The sequence below is a fragment of the Pantoea anthophila genome (genome assembly GCF_006494375.1).
Taxonomy (GTDB): domain Bacteria; phylum Pseudomonadota; class Gammaproteobacteria; order Enterobacterales; family Enterobacteriaceae; genus Pantoea; species Pantoea anthophila.
The window spans coordinates 20,316-36,322 of record NZ_VHIZ01000048.1; the positions used below are offsets into that span (position 1 = coordinate 20,316).

A 16,007-nucleotide genomic window follows, 5' to 3' on the forward strand; every position below is an offset into this window, starting at 1 on the left:
AATCGCGCTTACCTTAGCGATAAGCGTGAAGCTGTTCAAGTCGTGACCACTCTACAGGATTGCGGGGGCGGGCGGGGTGACAGCGGTCAGATCGCTGGCGATCTGCAGATTAAATCTGCCGGGCAGAACCCCACCCGGCAGATCAGAACGCACTCCGTTCGATCAGTGCAGACAGCACTGCTTATATTTTTTGCCGCTGCCGCACGGGCAGGGATCGTTGCGGCCGGGCTGCTTATCGACGGTCACCGGCTGTTGCGGCACCGGCACCGCCTCGGGCTGCGAGATCCAGTGATCGTGCAGCACCAGCGCAGCGGGGCGGATAGCTTCGATGCTGGCTTCCATCTCTTCCGGTGTCATGGCGTCGAGCTTTTCGAGGTTCTCTTCGGTGCCATGCAGGGCGATAGCGTCCAGCGCAGGCTGCAGATCCGCGGGCAGCGCCGACCAGTCGGTCAGTGCGACGCCACGCATATAGCCGAAGCACCACTCTTCCACCACGGTAAACTCCAGTCCTTCCATCTCACGGATGCCAAACAGCGGTTCAAACTGCTCCGGGAATTCCGCTAAGCGGTCTGCCACGTCATTCATATGCTGGAAGCAAAGCGACATAAAGCGCGTCATTTCGCGCTCGTTGCTCCATTTCGGAATCTGTTTCTCGCCACCCCACAGGGCCACCAGCCACTGGCTGGGTTCCACGGTTACGGGACCGGAGAGGATCGCCGTCAGCAGACCATCAAGTTCGGAGACATCGAGAATCGACGCTTCGCTGCCATACTTTTCCAGCATATCTTCCAGCCATTGCAGCTCTTTTTCGGTCAGTGGGCCTTCTTTCATGCGGTTGCCTCCCGGGCATATCTAAATTTCAGCGCGGCGTTGAGCCTTAAAACCGCAGCAGTGTACACCCTTGCGGGCAGCAACACAGCTAACGCTGTCCGGCATCAGCAGGGTGAACCTGCGTTTAACCCCCCTTTTACCCCATTATGCAGGCGATAGCCCGCCGCACTTTATGGTACCTTTTTGCGCTACGGCCAGCCTGCTGCGCGATAACTCTACTTAACTGAATGATTAATCTATGAAAAAGGAATTTTCTGGCAGCCGGATCGCTGCGCTCTGCCTCAAACGGCTGGCTCAGGTCGCTCAGCGGATCGGCAAGCCCTGCGGGATCCCGGCGGCGATCGTTCTGCTGACCGGCTGTGGCACCCTGTCGCAAACCTCCGCCCCGGTCAGCGATCGTGTCTACCTGACGCATGCCACCTTCAACGAAAATGTCGATGACATCGTACAGCACTACATGCAGCAGAAGCAGGTTCCCGGCATCAGTATTGCCGTCATCCATCATGACGAGCCAACGCACTACTATTCATTTGGCGTCACCGACCGGGTGCATCGCTATCCGGTGACCCCGGACACCCTGTTTGCGCTGGGATCGCTGAGTAAGGGCGTGACGGCCGAGGTGATTATCCAGCTGGTGGATCAGGGCAAACTGCACTGGAGCGACACGCTGGCCGATCTGCTGCCCGCGGGCGTGCCGCTGAGTCGTGACGCACGCCGCATCACGCTGCTGCAGCTGGTGACGCATACCTCCGGTCTGCCGCGGCAGGACATGGATCTGCCGATGTTGCACCAGTTCATCCGCTATCTCGGCACGGGCGAAAACTTCTACGGCAATCTGGATAGCGATAGCGTGCTGAGTTACCTGGCGGATTTCTCTGCTCCGGCGGTTCGCAGGCCGTGCTACTCCAATCTCGGCTATGCGCTGCTGGGCTTCATTCTGCGCGAGCGCTTTCATCAGGATATCCAGACGCTGGCGTCCCGGCTTATCTTCGCCCCGTTGAAGATGGATCAGAGCAGTTTTGAGCCGGAAACGCTGGCGGGCTTTCCGTGGCGCGCGCTGGGCCACGCCGGCGATCAGCCGAAATTTATCCGCCGTGGCGCGCTGACGCCTGACTGGCATTTTCACGGCAACATGGTGGCGGCGGCCAGCCTTTACAGCAGCGCGCGCGATCTGAGTCGCTATCTGCGCGCGCACCTAACGGCCACCGGTGATGCAGAAAGGGACAGGGCGTTTGCGGCGGTGAACCGTGCCTGGTACCGGCAGGGCGCACAAACGCAGAATATCGCCTGGATCACCGAGACAACAGAAGGGCAGCCGATCACCTATCAGGTGGGCTACATCGGCGGCTACGCAAGTTTTATCGGCTACGATAAAGGTCACGGTAACGCGATTGTGGTGCTGCAGAACGGTTTTAACTGGAGTAACTATTTAGGCATTGCGCTGTTGGTCGATCTCGCAACTCAGGATAAAGTGGTCGCACAGCGATCCGTTACCGCTGACCAGGGCGCCATAAAGTGAATTGCGCTGTGTTGCCTGGCACATAGCGTCATCGCGCCGGAACTGAAGTGCGATAAATTTAGCCTGACTGTCAAAATTCAACGTGGAAATCATTATGCGCAGGACTCAACGTGTACTTTTATCAATGGGATTACTGGTTGGCTCACTGAGCCTGATCCCTGCTGTTCAGGCGGCTGGCGAAGCCACCGACAGCGTTCCGCCTCCGCCGCAGATCCAGCCCGCTAACCCGGATGCCCAGCCGCAGTCTGGTGCAGGCAACGCCCAGCCGGACAACGGTGCCGCACAGAGCCAGGCACCGACCAGCTCACCGTCTAACGATGGCATTACGCCGACGACGCCCACCACGCCGTCAACGGCCAACAGTGCGCGCCCGAATTACGATCTCAGCACCATCATCATCGACTACAAACAGTACAACATCGGCGACACGGTGCCAGAGAAGTACACGGATAAAACCTACACCATCGTTGAGTGGCAGAAACGCAATCTGCCGGCCCCGCAGGAGAACACCCACTGGGCCTACATCAACGCCAACTACATCCTGATTACCAATGACACCGGCAAAATTGTCATGGGGAAATCGGGTGATATCTTCTTCCGTGGCTAAAATAATCAGCCGGTCGTGATGACCGGCTTTTTTTCAGCCGAAGCGCTCAGCCCCAAAGCTGGCCAGCATCGGATGCTTCTCACCGGTCACGATCTCCTCCGCCAGCAGCTCGCCGACAATCAGCGCCAGCGTGGCACCCGAATGGGTAAAGGCCACATAACAGCCCGGTACCTTCTGCAGTTCACCCAGCACCGGATCACCATCGCCCGGAATCGGCTTCAGGCCAATCTTCCAGCTCTGCACGCTGAGCGGCTCGTCGCCGCGTAACAGCCGGCTCGCCTCTGCGGCCAGCGTGGCCACAACATGTTCATCAATATGGTAATCGCCGTCGGCCAGCGGCTGGATATCCGCCTCATACCAGTCATGGTCCAGCGCGTAGCGGTTGCCGGGATTTGGTCTGATGGCGGCGCGCGGGGTGTTGAGCACCGCTTTCAGCTGATGCCCGGCCGGTTCCGTGATCACCAGCATCGAGACCGGCGAACCATTGGGGATCGTCACGCCCAGCGGGGCGACCACCTCCGGGGTCCAGGGGCCGCAGGCGACCACTACCGCATCCGCCCGCATCTCCCCCTTGTCACTGCGGATGCCGCAGGCCCGGCCCTGATCGGTGATCACGGCGGCTTTACCGGCGTGTTCGATCACTTCGCCGCCGCGTGACCGGAACTGGTTCAGCAGATAATCCACCAGGTGCGGCAGGCTGACCCAGCCTTCACCCGGATTAAAGATCGCCTGCGACGGCAGCGCATCGGGATCGACCGTCGCATCCGCCAGCGCCACGTTATCGGCACTCATGAGCTGAGAGTCGTAGCCGTGCGCCTTCTCATAGGCGTGTCGCGCCTGCGTCCCGGCCGCATCGTTGCTGAACCAGCAAAGTCCGCCATCAAAACGCAGCCAGTCGAGGTCAGGGTGCTGCGCAAACAGCGTGCGATAGCGATCGATGCCCGCCATGCGCAGCGCATGATAGGGCCGGGATCGCTCACCCGCCGAATTGAGCCAGGAGAGTGAACGTCCCGATGCGCCGGAACAGACCTCCGCCTCGGTCACCAGCGTCACCGCCGCCCCGCGTTTTGTCAGCTCCAGCGCCGTCGAAACGCCCAGCACGCCGCCGCCCAGTACCACCACCTTCATTTCAGTTTTTACCGCCATTGTCAGGTTCCTTGCTCAGTTACAGCACTTCAGAGAGAAAACGTTGCAGGCGCGGCGACTGCGGCGCGTCAAAAATGGCGTCTGGCGGCCCGGCTTCCACAATCTCGCCTTCGTCCATAAACACCACCTGATCCGCCACTTTGCGCGCAAAGCCCATTTCATGTGTCACCACCACCATCGTCATGCCGCGACGACAGAGATCCGCCATCAGCGTCAGGACTCCTTTCACCAGTTCGGGGTCAAGCGCGGAGGTGGCCTCGTCGAACAGCATCACCTCCGGGTCCATCGCCAGCGCCCGGGCTATCGCGACCCGCTGCTGCTGGCCGCCGGAAAGATCGCGCGGCCGGTGATCGGCGCGCTGACCCAGACCGACCTCTTCCAGCCGCTGACGCGCAATCGCCATCGCCTGCGCTTTGGGCAGGCCTTTGACACACCAGGGGGCGAGGGCGACGTTCTCCAGCGCAGTGTGATCGGGGAAGAGATTGAAGTGCTGAAACACCATGCCAATCCGCAGCCGCAGCGCATCAGGCTTGTCGCGCAGCACGGAGCGGTCGGCCAGCAAAACATCCCCCGACTGCGGTTCGTGCAGCCGGTTGATACCGCGCAGCAGGGTCGATTTACCCGATCCCGATGGTCCGATAATGCAGGTGGTGGTGCCCGGGGCCACCTGCAGGGAGACCTTACGCAGCACTTCAATCGGGCCATAGGCGAGGGTCAGATTGCGCAGCTCCAGGCTGGCGCCGCGCCAGCTCGCGCCATTCAGATTATTCATGGTTGCCTCCCATCCGGGGGTGAGTGACCAGAACGGCGCCGCCGGACGGTCTGACCTCATCCACCTCTTTCAGACCGCTTTGCGGGGCCGTCAGACGACGGCGTCCGGTGCGGTAGCGCACATCGACATAGTTGACCATGTGCGTCAGCGGCACCGTGATCATCAGATAGAAGAGTCCTGCCAGCATCAGGGGCGATAGGTTGCCGGTCAGCACCGCCGCATCCTGACCCACGCGAAACAGCTCACGCTGCTGCGTCATCAGGCCGAGCAGATAGACCAGCGACGAATCCTTGATGATGGCGATGAACTGGTTAACGATGGCGGGCAGCACGCGACGGATCCCCTGTGGGATGATGACCCGTCGCATGGCCCGGCCATAGCTCATCCCCAGCGCACGGCACGCTTCCAGCTGGCCGCGTTCCACGCTCTGGATACCGGCGCGAAAAATCTCGCCCATGTAGGCGCTGGCGATCAGGCTGAGGGCGAAGATCCCCAGCGGATAGGGTGTCGGGCCGAACAGCTGATAGCTGAAGCGCGCCAGACCCTGACCAATCAGCAGAATGGTCAGAATGGAAGGCAGACCGCGAAACAGATCGGTATAGAGCCGGGCAGGCACCCGCAGCCAGCGCGAGGGCGAGATGCCCATCAGCGCCAGCAGCAGGCCAAACAGCGTGCCGAGCAGCGTCGCCGCCAGTGAGATAATCACCGTGTTGACCAGCCCGGTGGTCAGCATCTGCGGCAGTACTTCCCTCATTGATGAAAAATCAAAGAAGGTGCGGGAAAGAATCGTGAGCAGCTCCATCGCCGTCTCCTTGCAGAGCGGGGCATCCCCCGGTTAACTCAGGACGTAAACGTCCACCTCTTTACTGACCGCCAGGCAGATACTGTTTTGGCATCGGCGATCCGGGGAACCACTTCTGATAGAGCCGTTGCCAGGTGCCATCCTGCATCGCAGCCTTGATGGCGTTATCCAGCGCGGCCTTGAAGGCGGGTTTACCTTTCGCAATGGCAATGCCCGCCGGTGCATCAAAAGAGGGGATATCGGCGGCAGAGACCAGCTTAAAGCGTTCGGCGTAGCTTTTGGCCGCCTCATAGTCGAGGAAGACGGCGTCGAGCGTGCCGTTGTTGAGGGCAGAGACCGCGCTGTTGTTATCCGGGAAGCGCACCAGATCGGTCTGCGGGAAGTGCTCCACGGCATAGTTCTCCTGGAGCGTGCCCTGAACCACGCCGAGCCTGTGCTTTGCCAGTGTGGCGACATCTTTCACGCCGCTGTCATGACGGGTCAGAACGGTGAGGAACCCAGCCAGATAGCCGGTGGAGAAATCGACCGTTTTTTCCCGCGCCGGGGTGATGCCAATCGCCGCCACCGCCGCATCGTACTGACCGTTGGCGACCGCGGGCATGATGGCCGAGAAGTCCTGACCAATAAAATCGACCTTATCGATGCCCATGCGGTGGGCGACATTTCTGAAAAATTCGACGTCGAAGCCGGTGAACTGACCGCTGGCGTCGGTGAAGGTGTAAGGCTTTGAGTCGCCGACGCTGGCGATGCGAAGCTGACCCGGTTCGATCAGCCCATAGGGATTGTTATCGCTGGCGGCCAGCACAGAGAACGACAGTGAACAGAGTGCGAGTGCGGTGCCGAGCAGTTTGCCCAGTGTGATTTGCGATTTCATAGCTCATCCGTTTTTGCAGGTTTAAACATCAGAGACTGTTGAGCCAGTAATTCTGATTGAGACCGGTCTCAACGCAGGTGGCACCTTAAGACAGAAACATTGTGAGACCGGTCTCAAGGAGTTACAATGAGTTTAAGCACAGCCTTTTTTCGGCGTCAATATTCCTGTCATCAACCTGTGATTCGAAATAATTATGACCAGCCAGAACAGACGATCCAAAGCGCCGACCGTGGCAGATGTGGCGCGCGCAGCAAATGTTTCCAAAGCCCAGGCGGCGCGCGCGCTGGGTGGCTATGGCGCGGTCAGCGATGAGGTGCAGGAGCGGGTCAACAGCGCCGCCTCCGCGCTGGGCTACCGGCTCAATGCGCTGGCGCGCAGTATGAACACCGGCCGCTCCAATACTATCGGGGTGATTGTCGGCGATATTGAGAATCCTCACTTTGGTCTGGCCCTGCGTGGCATGGCGGACGTGGCGCGCACGGCGGGTTACCATCTGCTGCTGAGCAACAGTGATGAAAAGCTGCAGGCGGAGCAGGATGCGGTGCGGGTGATGCTGGAAAAGCGGGTCGATGGCATTATCGTTGCGCCCTGCTGTTCAGCCCTGGAGCAGAACGCGCATCTGATACAGGTGCAGGAAGAGGGCAGAGCGCTGACGCTGTTCGATCGCGCGGTAACCGGTCTTGATGTGGACGCGGTCTGCTGTGAATTTACCGACGTGGCCGCAGACGTCACGGCCCGGTTGCTGGCCGCAGGTCATCGCCATATCGCCTATATCACCAGCATGGCGCTGACCACTGACTACAGCACGCCGGACGATTTTGGCCTGACGCCGGTCGCCCAGCGCGTGGGCGGCATGATGCAGGCCTTTGCTGACGCAGGCGTGCCGTTTGATCCGTCGCTGGTGCAGGTGAACGCGCTGGACGAGGCATCGATTAGCCGTATCGTCGCGGCGCTGTGGCAGCGTCCGCAGCCGCCCACCGCGCTGGTGGCGTCTGACAGCGTGGTCGCCATGTGGCTGCTGCGCGAAGTGACGCAGCGCGGACTGCGTATCCCGGCCGATCTCTCTTTTGTGATGTATGACAATTTCCCGTGGAGTGAGATTGTGACGCCACCGCTGACGGTCATTGCGCAACCGGTCTATGAAATGGGCCGTGAAGCCGCACGACGTCTGATCGCCGCCATCCGCGGCGAGGCCCCCGGCCCCGTGCCGCGCTTCGATGCCCATCTGATGATCCGCCACTCGATTGCTGCGCCGGCCTGCTGAAGAGCAGCCCGGCGCGTCAGACTGTTTGCGGGCAAGGGATCCGGGATGTTGCCTGAGGGGCAGGCTTTTTAAGCGGCCGGGAACGTGGCACTCTGCTGACATTATCTGCAGCCGGGAGGCGATATGTCACAACACAGTAATCAGTACGGTCAGCCGGTCGGCCAGCCTTTGCCAGACTGGCAGCCGCGTCCTCTGCCACAACATCAGGTTTTCACCGGTCAGTCGTGTCGGCTGGAGCCCTTCAGCGCCACGCGGCATGGAGAGGCCCTGTCTGACGCCTGGGCGCTGGCGGAAGATGGGCGCGACTGGACCTATATGTTTATGGGGCCGTTCGATGATCCCCAGGCGTGGCAGGATTATCTCCGGCAGCTGGAGGCCAGCCGCGACCCGCTGCATTTCGCCGTGATCGACCTCGCCACCGGAGAGGCGGTGGGCAGCCTGTCGTTAATGCGTATCCAGCCTGAACATGGGGTGATGGAAGTCGGTCATGTCGCTTTTTCGCCCCGTCTGAAGCAGACGCGCATGGCAACAGAGGCGCATTTCCTGCTGATGCAGTACGCCTTTGAAAGCCTGGGTTACCGCCGGTATGAGTGGAAATGCGACAGCTGCAATGCGCCTTCTCGCAGAGCCGCGGCACGCCTCGGTTTTCAGTATGAAGGTGATTTCCGCCAGGCCATTGTCTACAAAGGTCGCTCGCGCGACACCAGCTGGTTTTCGATCATCGATCGCGAGTGGCCGCAGGTGAAAAGCGGGCTGCAGCGCTGGCTGGCGGAGGAGAATTTTACCGCCGATGGTCAGCAGCGTGAGAAGCTGGAAGCGCTGCGCGGCAGGTCCTGAAGCGGTGGCGACAAAGTAAGAGGCCTCTGCAAAAACGCAGAGGCCTGAAGAGAAAAGAGGAGATTAAGGCTGGGGCACGATTTTAAGTTCGACCATGCCAATGCCCAGTTTGCGCGGGTCCTGCCCCGTGATATTGCCGGTGTTGCTCAGCTGAGGTTCAGGCGGGGCGATCACCAGCTGGTGGCTGGCGTCCGGGTTATCAAAATGCAGCGTATGGGTCGAGATCGCTTCGCCCAGCGACAGCAGCTGCTGTTGATTGCCCACGCGAACCGGAATCGGCCGGTGCACATTCGCGCCGTAAGCCCGCGCCGTGATCACCAGATCGAACTTCGCGGGCAGGGCTTCGACGTAGTCGATATGCACCTCAGGCGCGAGATTGGCATTTGACCAGCGTCCCCAGCTCTCCGGGCGTGAGATGCCGCTGAAGCTTTTCACACTCAGCGGCGCGCCGGGGATATCAAGCCGGAAGCTGTCAGCGCTGTAGCGGATATTGTTATCTTCGATACGGATCTGCGCCTGATTTTGCTGATAACGTGCATCGCTGATCGGCCCGTCCGGGAACTGCACCCGGCCTTTCCATTGCGGTTTGTCGATGTGGGTAACGGACGGTGTGCCGCCGGTTTGCCCCATCGCCACACAGAGATCGCCGGAGAGGGCCAGCGACGGCTGCCAGAGTCGCGCCATTTTAAAACAGCGATCGACCCAGACGAATTTATCGGCTGCCGCGAAATCGGCCAGCTGATAGCGCAGCGGTGCCGAATATTCCCCTTCCGGCATCGGCTCAACGTGTTTGTCGCTGATGCGGAACAGAATCGGCAGCTTAAAAGTGGTCCCGGAGAAGCTGAAGCTATTCTTCGTCTGATCGACGGTGAAGTTCTCCATCTTATTCGGGAAGTTCCAGAGCTGGATAATATCGGGCTTCCAGCTCATGACCTTGCTCTTCATATCGTCAAACTGCGTTGAGAGCGACAGCGAAGAGAGGCTGCTGCGGCCCAGACCTATCGCATTATCGCCGCCGAGAATATCCAGCAGCGTAGCGCCATTATCCAGCGTGCTGCGCTTTGCCTCCAGTAGCTCCGCCTGCGGTTTATCCCCGCGGATCACCATAAAGAGATTGCGACGCGGCTGTTTGATCAGCCAGGGATGCGCGGTGTTGTTCATCGCCAGATGATCGGAACTCACCACGATTACGGTATTTTTAAACCACGGTGACGCTTTGATGCGATCGATCAGCCGCGCGACGTGCTCCTGTGAACAGGCGACCGCGCTGAAGGACTGGTTTGGTTTCCCCTCAATGCTGTAGCTTCGGCGCTGACAGCTGCGCGAGATAAATCCGTCAGGATGGTGGGTGTCGACGGTCAGCGTAAACAGCGCAAAAGGTTTACCGGCCCGGGAGAGCGCCTGATACTTCTCAAAGACTTGGTCGAGCACCGTGTCGTCATAATAGCCCCAGTTATTACGGTAGCTGGGATCGGCGACGCGGCTTTTCAGCTCCTGCGAACCATAGAGGTTGGCAGGATCGAAGCCGTGCGATTTCAGGAAGACATCCTTACCGGCAAAACGCAGATCGGCACCCTGAATAAACCAGTTCTCATAGCCGGAGTTTTTCAGGATGTCGCCCAGACAGACATTTTGCGGATAGAAGCTGGAGAGTGATGCCGACGCATTGCCGTCAAACGGGGCAAACAGCGGAATGCCGCACTGTGAGGCGACCATGCCCGCGATCGTGTAATCGGTGCCCGGCAGCTGTTCGGTCTGGCTGAAATCGATACTCTGCTCTTTCTGACGGCTCAGCTCAGGTGCCAGGCCGGGGAAGGCAATCGGATCAAAATAGGTGCGCTCTAAACTCTCGCCATAGATATAAACCACGTTGAGGCGCGGCTGTTCAATGCGGTTACGCGGCACTTTATAGAAGGTGTCGAAGTCAGAATCGGCCAGCTGGGTATGCGACACGATCAGCGTCGCGACCTGACGAAAGGCGGGGGTAGTCTGCACCGAGCCGATCGCGCAGGCGGCCGCCAGCAGCGACCAGCCCAGATGGTGGGGACGCTTACGCCGCCGCAGCACCCAGGAGAGCAGGCAGAACAGCAGAAACAGCACGATGATCAGCCCGATGGCCGGCACCACATATTTACTGACGCCCGCGCCGGTCAGGCTGTTGGTCAGGGTATAGATCACCGCATCGTTAATGCCGTCGCCGGTGAAATAGTTGCTGGCGTAGAGGGTGGCGTTCAGCACCACAAATATCACCAGCAGAACAAGAACAAGCATAAACCAGAATCTGTTACGCCCGGCTTTACAGGAATAGATAGCAATAGCAGCCAGAAACAGCACGACTGACACAAATTCGGACAACGGGAAATCCTCTCTCTGCAGGGGGGCGCGGGGCGTCACGCAACCGGCCATCGTCGGGGGATGGTTTTTCGACAATCTATATTGGCTGTCATCGGGCTGCAACATATCCGGCGGATTTGTGCGAGGAAGCGCAGAGGGATTTTGTGTCGTGCCTGCCGGGCGTCCAGCAGACGTGACGGTGGCTGGCGCGCACCGTCAGCAGAGCAGGCGTCCGGGCCGCTTTTCAGAGTTTGCCGGTCAGATACTGCGCTTCGCCGTCGGCAAAACTCCAGTCGCCTTTGTCATTGGTGATAAAGCTAATCATCAGATCGTTGCCCTGCACGCCACAATGCTCACGCAGTTCGCGCGCCAGTTCCGCCATAAACCGCTGTTTCTGTTCGCTGCTGCGCGGGCTGGTAAAGACCCGCACCATCACCAGATTATCGCTGCGGCTGAATCCCAGCCCGGTGTCCTGAAACACCATCTGATAGCGTTTGTTTTCATGAACAATCTGGTAGCGATCCCGTTCCGGCACGTTAAAAGCGGTCAGCACGGCCCGGTGCGCGGCATCCAGTAATGTACGCAGCTCAGATTCTGAACGACCCTCAATAACATCAAATTGCAGCAGTGGCATAGCGGTTTCTCCTGAGAAATAAGACGCCTATGGTGACGGCTTTATCCGGCGGGAAAAAGCGCGTAGCCTGAAATGATTATTCATTATTGTGAACAATGCTGATGAAAGAGATGAAGACGGACACCCTGTGGGAGCATCTGCACTGGCTGACGGTACTGGCAGAGCAGGGCAGTTTCACCCGTGCGGCAGCGCGGCTGGATGTCAGCAAAGCGGCGATGAGCCAGAAGATCAAAGAGCTGGAGGAGAGAGCGGGTCTGATGCTGGTGCAGCGCACCACGCGCAGCGTGCGGCTTACCTCCGCCGGTGAGAAGCTGGTGGAGGAGCTGCGCGAGCCTTTTGCCCGCATCGAACAGAGTTTTTTCAGCGTGCGGGATACCGCCGGGCCGGTGCGGGGTCTGGTGCGCATCACCGCACCCGTGGCGTTTGCCCGCCAGCAACTGGTGCCGCTTATCGGCGAGTTTCTGCATGACTATCCGCAGGTGCGCCTGCAGCTGGATGTGACGGATCGCCTTGTCTCGCTGAGCAGCGAGGGGTTTGATCTGGCGATTCGCCACTGTGACACGCTGCCGGAAACGCACGTGGCGCTGCCACTGTGCGACACGCAGACCGTGCTGGTGGCCTCGCCAGCCTATCTCAGGGCGCAGGGGGTGCCGGAGAGGCCGCAGGCACTGGCGCAGCACAACTGCCTTTACTACCCGCGCGGCGTCGAGTCACCGCGCTGGCGGTTTGTCGCGCCGGGGGAGAGCGAAACGGTTCAGGTGCAGATTCAGGGCAGTTTTGCCACCAACAACAGTGAGTCGATCCGCGATGCGGCCCTGCAGGGTCTGGGCATTGCCATGCTGCCCGACTTCAGCGCCCGTGAGGCGCTGTCAGCGGGATCGTTACAGTGGGTGTTGCCGGAGTGGCAGCCGGTCGGCGCTTTTGCCGCCCGCCTGTGGATCGTGCGACCCTGGGCGGCACAGGTGCCGCGCGCGGTCACCACCTTTACACACTGGTTACGCGCCCGCTTTAACCACTGAGGGCAGTGCCAGTCCCGGCGAACGGGTATGCATCATCTCCCCAATCAGGCTGCTGCGGTTATAGAGGCCGATACGTAGATTGAAGTCGAGATGCAGCCGCTCATTGCCGGTTAACTTAATAATCGGTGGCGGCGTCTGGGGACGCTGCTGAAACAGCACTGACTGCGCAAAGGCGCTGCTGCTGTCGGCGTGCAGGCGCTGATAATACCAGGCACTGGCTTCACCTTTACGCAGATAGAGATTGGCCCGCCGGTATTCACGCATCGCCACCTGCTGCGCCAGTGAGAGCAGCTGACGGGACGGGTTATCCATATTCTGCACAAGCAGCGGAAAGTCATCGCGCTTCTGCAGCTCATGAAAATAGTTGCGGATGCCGACATTTTTAACCGGCGCCAGCTGTTTCAGCCATTCACGGATAAAAGGGTTCTGCGCCGGGGCGGCCAGAAACCAGCTTTCAATGACCGGCGCAAGCAGGTTCAGCGTTGACTGCTCGCGGTAGTAGCCGATCAGATCCAGTGACCGCGCCTCGTGAACGCGATGCACCCAGGCGAGATCCTCGAACAGCAGGGTGCTGCAATCAATGCCGATGCCGCCGTAACGGTGAAGCAGTTCCAGCCGGATGATCTCACTTTTATGCGCCAGCGTCAGATCGGCTGAGATAAACCGGAGGTCGGGCAGCCATTGCGACAGGGTGCGCTGTGTCACCAGATAAACCTGGTGATCGGGATTATCCCGCCGTATTTTGCTGATATTGAGCGCCATTGAGGCAGGCAGCTGTTCATTATGCCAGACCATCCAGACAATCTTTGGAATCTCCGGCAGATCTTTCTGCTGAGCGATTAAAACGACATTATCTTCCTGACCCGGATCATATTCCGGCGCCCGACAGAGTCTTTGCTGTTTTTTATTCCATAACATCTGGCTGCTGAACGATATTCTTTTCCAGTTGCGCCAGATTTTATGCGCTGGACGTTGGCGATGTGCAGTCATGATATACCTGTTATTTTTATTTTCCCGTCATAGTGCAGACTCTGCCTGTTCGCATGGGGCGGAAACAGGCGGCATTACAGACTGGCTGCAACCCCGATGCGTGCGGGAATTATTGAAAGGGTTTCCCTGGTGGCGACGCAGTGCCTGAGCGCGCGGTAGTTTCCTCACGGCTATCTGGAATTGCACTGCACCTTTTTAATAAAACATTATTTACTGATTAGCTATGCCTTTTTTTGACTTTAGGATAAAACGGAATCAGGCCGGGCATGAAATAAAAATAAACCCATGGCCGTAATTAATCATTTATTTCATCCCGGTACGCGCCGTTATTAAGGAATATCTGAATCGCAAGACCGTGGCGCTTACGGGAGTGCGGGAGCGGGCGTGATTGCGCTTAATGTGTGACGTAAGCCCGGCTCATCAATCCGCCGAATCAGACAGCCTGAAGCGCATTGTCTACGCTTAAGAAGAACTTACTGAGAAAGGAGCGCACATGCAGAGTGAATCATGGGGTTTGCTGGCGGTCGATAAGCGGGGCAATCGCGTCCTGTTTCTTAATCCGGAGACGTTCGCGGTTGAGCGGGAACTGAACGCCTTTCCACCGCGCCCGCATGAACTCCTGATGCTGGCCCCCTGGGGTAAAGCCTATGTGCCGGTCTATGGCGACGGCGTGCATGGCGACAATCCCCATCCGGGTCATAAAGTGGCGGTCATTGATTTAGCGCGTCGGACGATCAGCGGCTTTATCGATCTCTCGCCGCTGCGGGCACCCCACAGCGGTCAGCTGGGGCGCGACGGTAAAGTCTACCTCTGCTGTGAGGAGAGCGCCGCCGTGGCGGTGATCGATCCACAGAGTGACAAGGTCGAAAAAGTTATCCCGATCCCTTCGCACAATGCGCATCGCCTGACGCTCTCTCCCAGCGGCCGCAAGCTCTTCACTGATAACGAAGAGGATGCCACCATCACGGTGGTGGATCTGTGTGAGGCAGAGGGGCGGGTCATCGACACCATTCTGCTGCCTGGCCCGATTGCCGGTATCGCGGCCTCACCGAAACACCCTTATCTGGTCGCCAGCGCGGCTGACGCGCCGCTGCTCTATGTGATCGATCGGCAAAGCCACCGCATCCGTCAGCGCCTGACGCTGCCGGGCCATCAGCAGCCCTGCCAGGTAGTGCGCTTCAGCGACGATGGCGAACAGCTGGTGGCCATAGGGGATCAGGAACCCCTGGTCACGCTGTTTGACGATTTGCTGAATCCGCTGGGTGACATCGCGGTGGGTAACATGCCGATGGATGGCTGTTTTACCCCCGACAAAAAGCAGCTGCTGATTGCCAATCAGGATGATGGCACGCTGAGCGTGATCGATCTGGCGCAGCGTAAAGTGATTGCCACGCCGCGCGTGGGAACGGGGTGTGAAGTGCTGGGCTATTTTTCGCTCGCTCAGATAAACGGGCGATGATAGATCGCGGAACTCCAGTGGCGGCTGCTGGCATGCTTCTCCGCCTGCCAGCCCCGTTTACGTAATTCCCGGGCAATCATCTTATTCATGATGCCGTGGCCCAGCAGCAGCACGGTGCCCTGAGCGGAGTACCCGATTAACTTTTCTGCGGCCGCTGCGGCGCGCTGGCGCGCATGAGGCAGCGACTCCGCATCACCCGCATATCCGCAGAACCAGAGCAGCCGCAGCAGCGCCAGCCAGCAGAGGATCGGCAGCTGCATCGCGCCCATTCGCAGTATCGGCACGGCAACTTCGCTGAACAGAGCATTCACCTCATGCGGCTGCAGACCAAGCTGACTCAGGGAGGACTGCGCGCGGGGCAGGGGACTGCAGACAACAACCGCCGCCTGACGGGCAATGTGGACAGTGCGCGGCGGCGGCCCGTCACTGACCTGTGACCGATCGTAGGCTTCGCACCAGTCTGCCAGCGCCTGCACGCTCAGACGGCCTGCGGCCTGATGATCGGGTTTACCGTGTCGCATCAGAATAATGGTCATACATTCTCTGCCTGGCCTTTTTTTCAGGGTAACGCATTATTTGCGCGCGCAGCGATTTTTCAGCCTGAGCCTGAGTGTCATCCTGCGGTCACAGAGCTGTGCGACAACAGAGCCCGATGAAAGCAGCCCCGCCTGTTTTTTACGCTTAATGATTAGAGAAAGTGCTGACTTAACGCGAGCGATGACTTTTTTTTGTGCAAAGTGAGGCGCTGTTAACTGGCTGAATTTGCGATAAAAAACCATGATGACGCACTGTGATAGTGAAGTCTGACTAACATTTTGCGTCGGGATCGCTTGATTTATCTACGCGCGTAGATACACTAGGTCCCCAGTGATTGCTCACGGTGCTCGATGCACAGTCGGCTCCATCGATTGTTAAGTTA

General features: G+C 59.1%; 15 protein-coding genes. 6 read left to right on the forward strand and 9 right to left on the reverse strand.

Going from position 1 to position 16,007, the window contains the following annotated elements; all coding sequences use genetic code 11:
- Positions 1-162: 162 nt before the first annotated feature.
- Entirely contained in the window at positions 163-831 is a 669-nt protein-coding gene (locus tag FJW00_RS11445) for a YecA/YgfB family protein (protein WP_140924163.1), read from the reverse strand.
- A gap of 238 nt (positions 832-1,069) precedes the next feature.
- Here FJW00_RS11445 and FJW00_RS11450 point away from each other — a divergent pair, with 238 nt between their 5' ends.
- Positions 1,070-2,350 (forward strand): serine hydrolase domain-containing protein, encoded by a 1,281-nt coding sequence (locus FJW00_RS11450; RefSeq protein WP_140924165.1) that lies wholly within the window; start codon positions 1,070-1,072, stop codon positions 2,348-2,350.
- A gap of 94 nt (positions 2,351-2,444) precedes the next feature.
- Positions 2,445-2,957 (forward strand): RcnB family protein, encoded by a 513-nt coding sequence (locus tag FJW00_RS11455; RefSeq protein WP_140924167.1) that lies wholly within the window; start codon positions 2,445-2,447, stop codon positions 2,955-2,957.
- Between the two features lie 33 nt (positions 2,958-2,990).
- Here the strand turns inward: FJW00_RS11455 and FJW00_RS11460 are convergent, their stop codons facing one another.
- From FJW00_RS11460 to FJW00_RS11475, 4 genes are all read right to left on the reverse strand, one after another.
- Entirely contained in the window at positions 2,991-4,103 is a 1,113-nt protein-coding gene (locus FJW00_RS11460) for an NAD(P)/FAD-dependent oxidoreductase (protein WP_058958259.1), read from the reverse strand.
- Between the two features lie 19 nt (positions 4,104-4,122).
- Complete coding sequence (locus tag FJW00_RS11465; RefSeq protein ID WP_009092290.1) at positions 4,123-4,875, reverse strand: amino acid ABC transporter ATP-binding protein; 753 nt, start codon at positions 4,873-4,875, stop codon at positions 4,123-4,125.
- Positions 4,868-5,677, reverse strand: a complete 810-nt coding sequence (locus FJW00_RS11470; RefSeq protein WP_009092289.1) for an amino acid ABC transporter permease — start codon at positions 5,675-5,677, stop codon at positions 4,868-4,870. Before FJW00_RS11470 ends, FJW00_RS11465 begins: the two co-directional genes overlap by 8 nt.
- Before the next feature lie 61 nt (positions 5,678-5,738).
- Positions 5,739-6,551, reverse strand: coding sequence for an ABC transporter substrate-binding protein (locus FJW00_RS11475; RefSeq protein WP_058958261.1), 813 nt, complete (start codon positions 6,549-6,551; stop codon positions 5,739-5,741).
- A 193-nt stretch (positions 6,552-6,744) separates the two neighbouring features.
- Here FJW00_RS11475 and FJW00_RS11480 point away from each other — a divergent pair, with 193 nt between their 5' ends.
- Complete coding sequence (locus FJW00_RS11480) at positions 6,745-7,815, forward strand: LacI family DNA-binding transcriptional regulator (protein WP_058958262.1); 1,071 nt, start codon at positions 6,745-6,747, stop codon at positions 7,813-7,815.
- A gap of 123 nt (positions 7,816-7,938) precedes the next feature.
- A complete protein-coding gene (locus FJW00_RS11485) occupies positions 7,939-8,652 on the forward strand; it encodes a GNAT family N-acetyltransferase (protein ID WP_140924169.1) in 714 nt (237 codons plus the stop codon).
- A 63-nt stretch (positions 8,653-8,715) separates the two neighbouring features.
- Here the strand turns inward: FJW00_RS11485 and opgB are convergent, their stop codons facing one another.
- Together opgB and FJW00_RS11495 are read right to left on the reverse strand one after the other, a co-directional pair.
- Positions 8,716-11,007: a phosphatidylglycerol--membrane-oligosaccharide glycerophosphotransferase gene (gene opgB / locus FJW00_RS11490; protein WP_140924172.1), complete on the reverse strand. Its 2,292-nt coding sequence runs from the start codon at positions 11,005-11,007 to the stop codon at positions 8,716-8,718.
- 223 nt (positions 11,008-11,230) lie between these two features.
- Entirely contained in the window at positions 11,231-11,620 is a 390-nt protein-coding gene (locus tag FJW00_RS11495; RefSeq protein WP_009092284.1) for a tautomerase family protein, read from the reverse strand.
- A 101-nt stretch (positions 11,621-11,721) separates the two neighbouring features.
- Between FJW00_RS11495 and FJW00_RS11500 the strand changes: the two genes are divergently transcribed.
- Positions 11,722-12,639, forward strand: a complete 918-nt coding sequence (locus FJW00_RS11500; protein WP_140924174.1) for a LysR family transcriptional regulator — start codon at positions 11,722-11,724, stop codon at positions 12,637-12,639.
- Here FJW00_RS11500 and FJW00_RS11505 read toward each other — a convergent pair.
- Positions 12,616-13,629, reverse strand: coding sequence for a glycosyltransferase family 32 protein (locus FJW00_RS11505; protein ID WP_046101160.1), 1,014 nt, complete (start codon positions 13,627-13,629; stop codon positions 12,616-12,618). The two genes, FJW00_RS11500 and FJW00_RS11505, sit on opposite strands and share 24 nt — an antisense overlap.
- A gap of 493 nt (positions 13,630-14,122) precedes the next feature.
- On the opposite strand from FJW00_RS11505, the gene FJW00_RS11510 reads away from it, so the two are divergent.
- Entirely contained in the window at positions 14,123-15,088 is a 966-nt protein-coding gene (locus FJW00_RS11510) for a beta-propeller fold lactonase family protein (RefSeq protein ID WP_140924176.1), read from the forward strand.
- Here FJW00_RS11510 and FJW00_RS11515 read toward each other — a convergent pair.
- Positions 15,070-15,624, reverse strand: coding sequence for a histidine phosphatase family protein (locus tag FJW00_RS11515; RefSeq protein WP_140924179.1), 555 nt, complete (start codon positions 15,622-15,624; stop codon positions 15,070-15,072). The genes FJW00_RS11510 and FJW00_RS11515 overlap by 19 nt on opposite strands.
- Between the last annotated feature and the right edge of the window lie 383 nt (positions 15,625-16,007).

Coding starts and splice junctions, on each gene's coding strand:
- FJW00_RS11445 (WP_140924163.1), bottom strand. CDS start 831: ATGAAAGAAGGCCCACTGACCGAAAAAGAGCTGCAATGGCTGGAAGAT.
- FJW00_RS11450 (WP_140924165.1), top strand. CDS start 1,070: ATGAAAAAGGAATTTTCTGGCAGCCGGATCGCTGCGCTCTGCCTCAAA.
- FJW00_RS11455 (WP_140924167.1), top strand. CDS start 2,445: ATGCGCAGGACTCAACGTGTACTTTTATCAATGGGATTACTGGTTGGC.
- FJW00_RS11460 (WP_058958259.1), bottom strand. CDS start 4,103: ATGGCGGTAAAAACTGAAATGAAGGTGGTGGTACTGGGCGGCGGCGTG.
- FJW00_RS11465 (WP_009092290.1), bottom strand. CDS start 4,875: ATGAATAATCTGAATGGCGCGAGCTGGCGCGGCGCCAGCCTGGAGCTG.
- FJW00_RS11470 (WP_009092289.1), bottom strand. CDS start 5,677: ATGGAGCTGCTCACGATTCTTTCCCGCACCTTCTTTGATTTTTCATCA.
- FJW00_RS11475 (WP_058958261.1), bottom strand. CDS start 6,551: ATGAAATCGCAAATCACACTGGGCAAACTGCTCGGCACCGCACTCGCA.
- FJW00_RS11480 (WP_058958262.1), top strand. CDS start 6,745: ATGACCAGCCAGAACAGACGATCCAAAGCGCCGACCGTGGCAGATGTG.
- FJW00_RS11485 (WP_140924169.1), top strand. CDS start 7,939: ATGTCACAACACAGTAATCAGTACGGTCAGCCGGTCGGCCAGCCTTTG.
- FJW00_RS11495 (WP_009092284.1), bottom strand. CDS start 11,620: ATGCCACTGCTGCAATTTGATGTTATTGAGGGTCGTTCAGAATCTGAG.
- FJW00_RS11500 (WP_140924174.1), top strand. CDS start 11,722: ATGAAAGAGATGAAGACGGACACCCTGTGGGAGCATCTGCACTGGCTG.
- FJW00_RS11505 (WP_046101160.1), bottom strand. CDS start 13,629: ATGACTGCACATCGCCAACGTCCAGCGCATAAAATCTGGCGCAACTGG.
- FJW00_RS11510 (WP_140924176.1), top strand. CDS start 14,123: ATGCAGAGTGAATCATGGGGTTTGCTGGCGGTCGATAAGCGGGGCAAT.
- FJW00_RS11515 (WP_140924179.1), bottom strand. CDS start 15,624: ATGACCATTATTCTGATGCGACACGGTAAACCCGATCATCAGGCCGCA.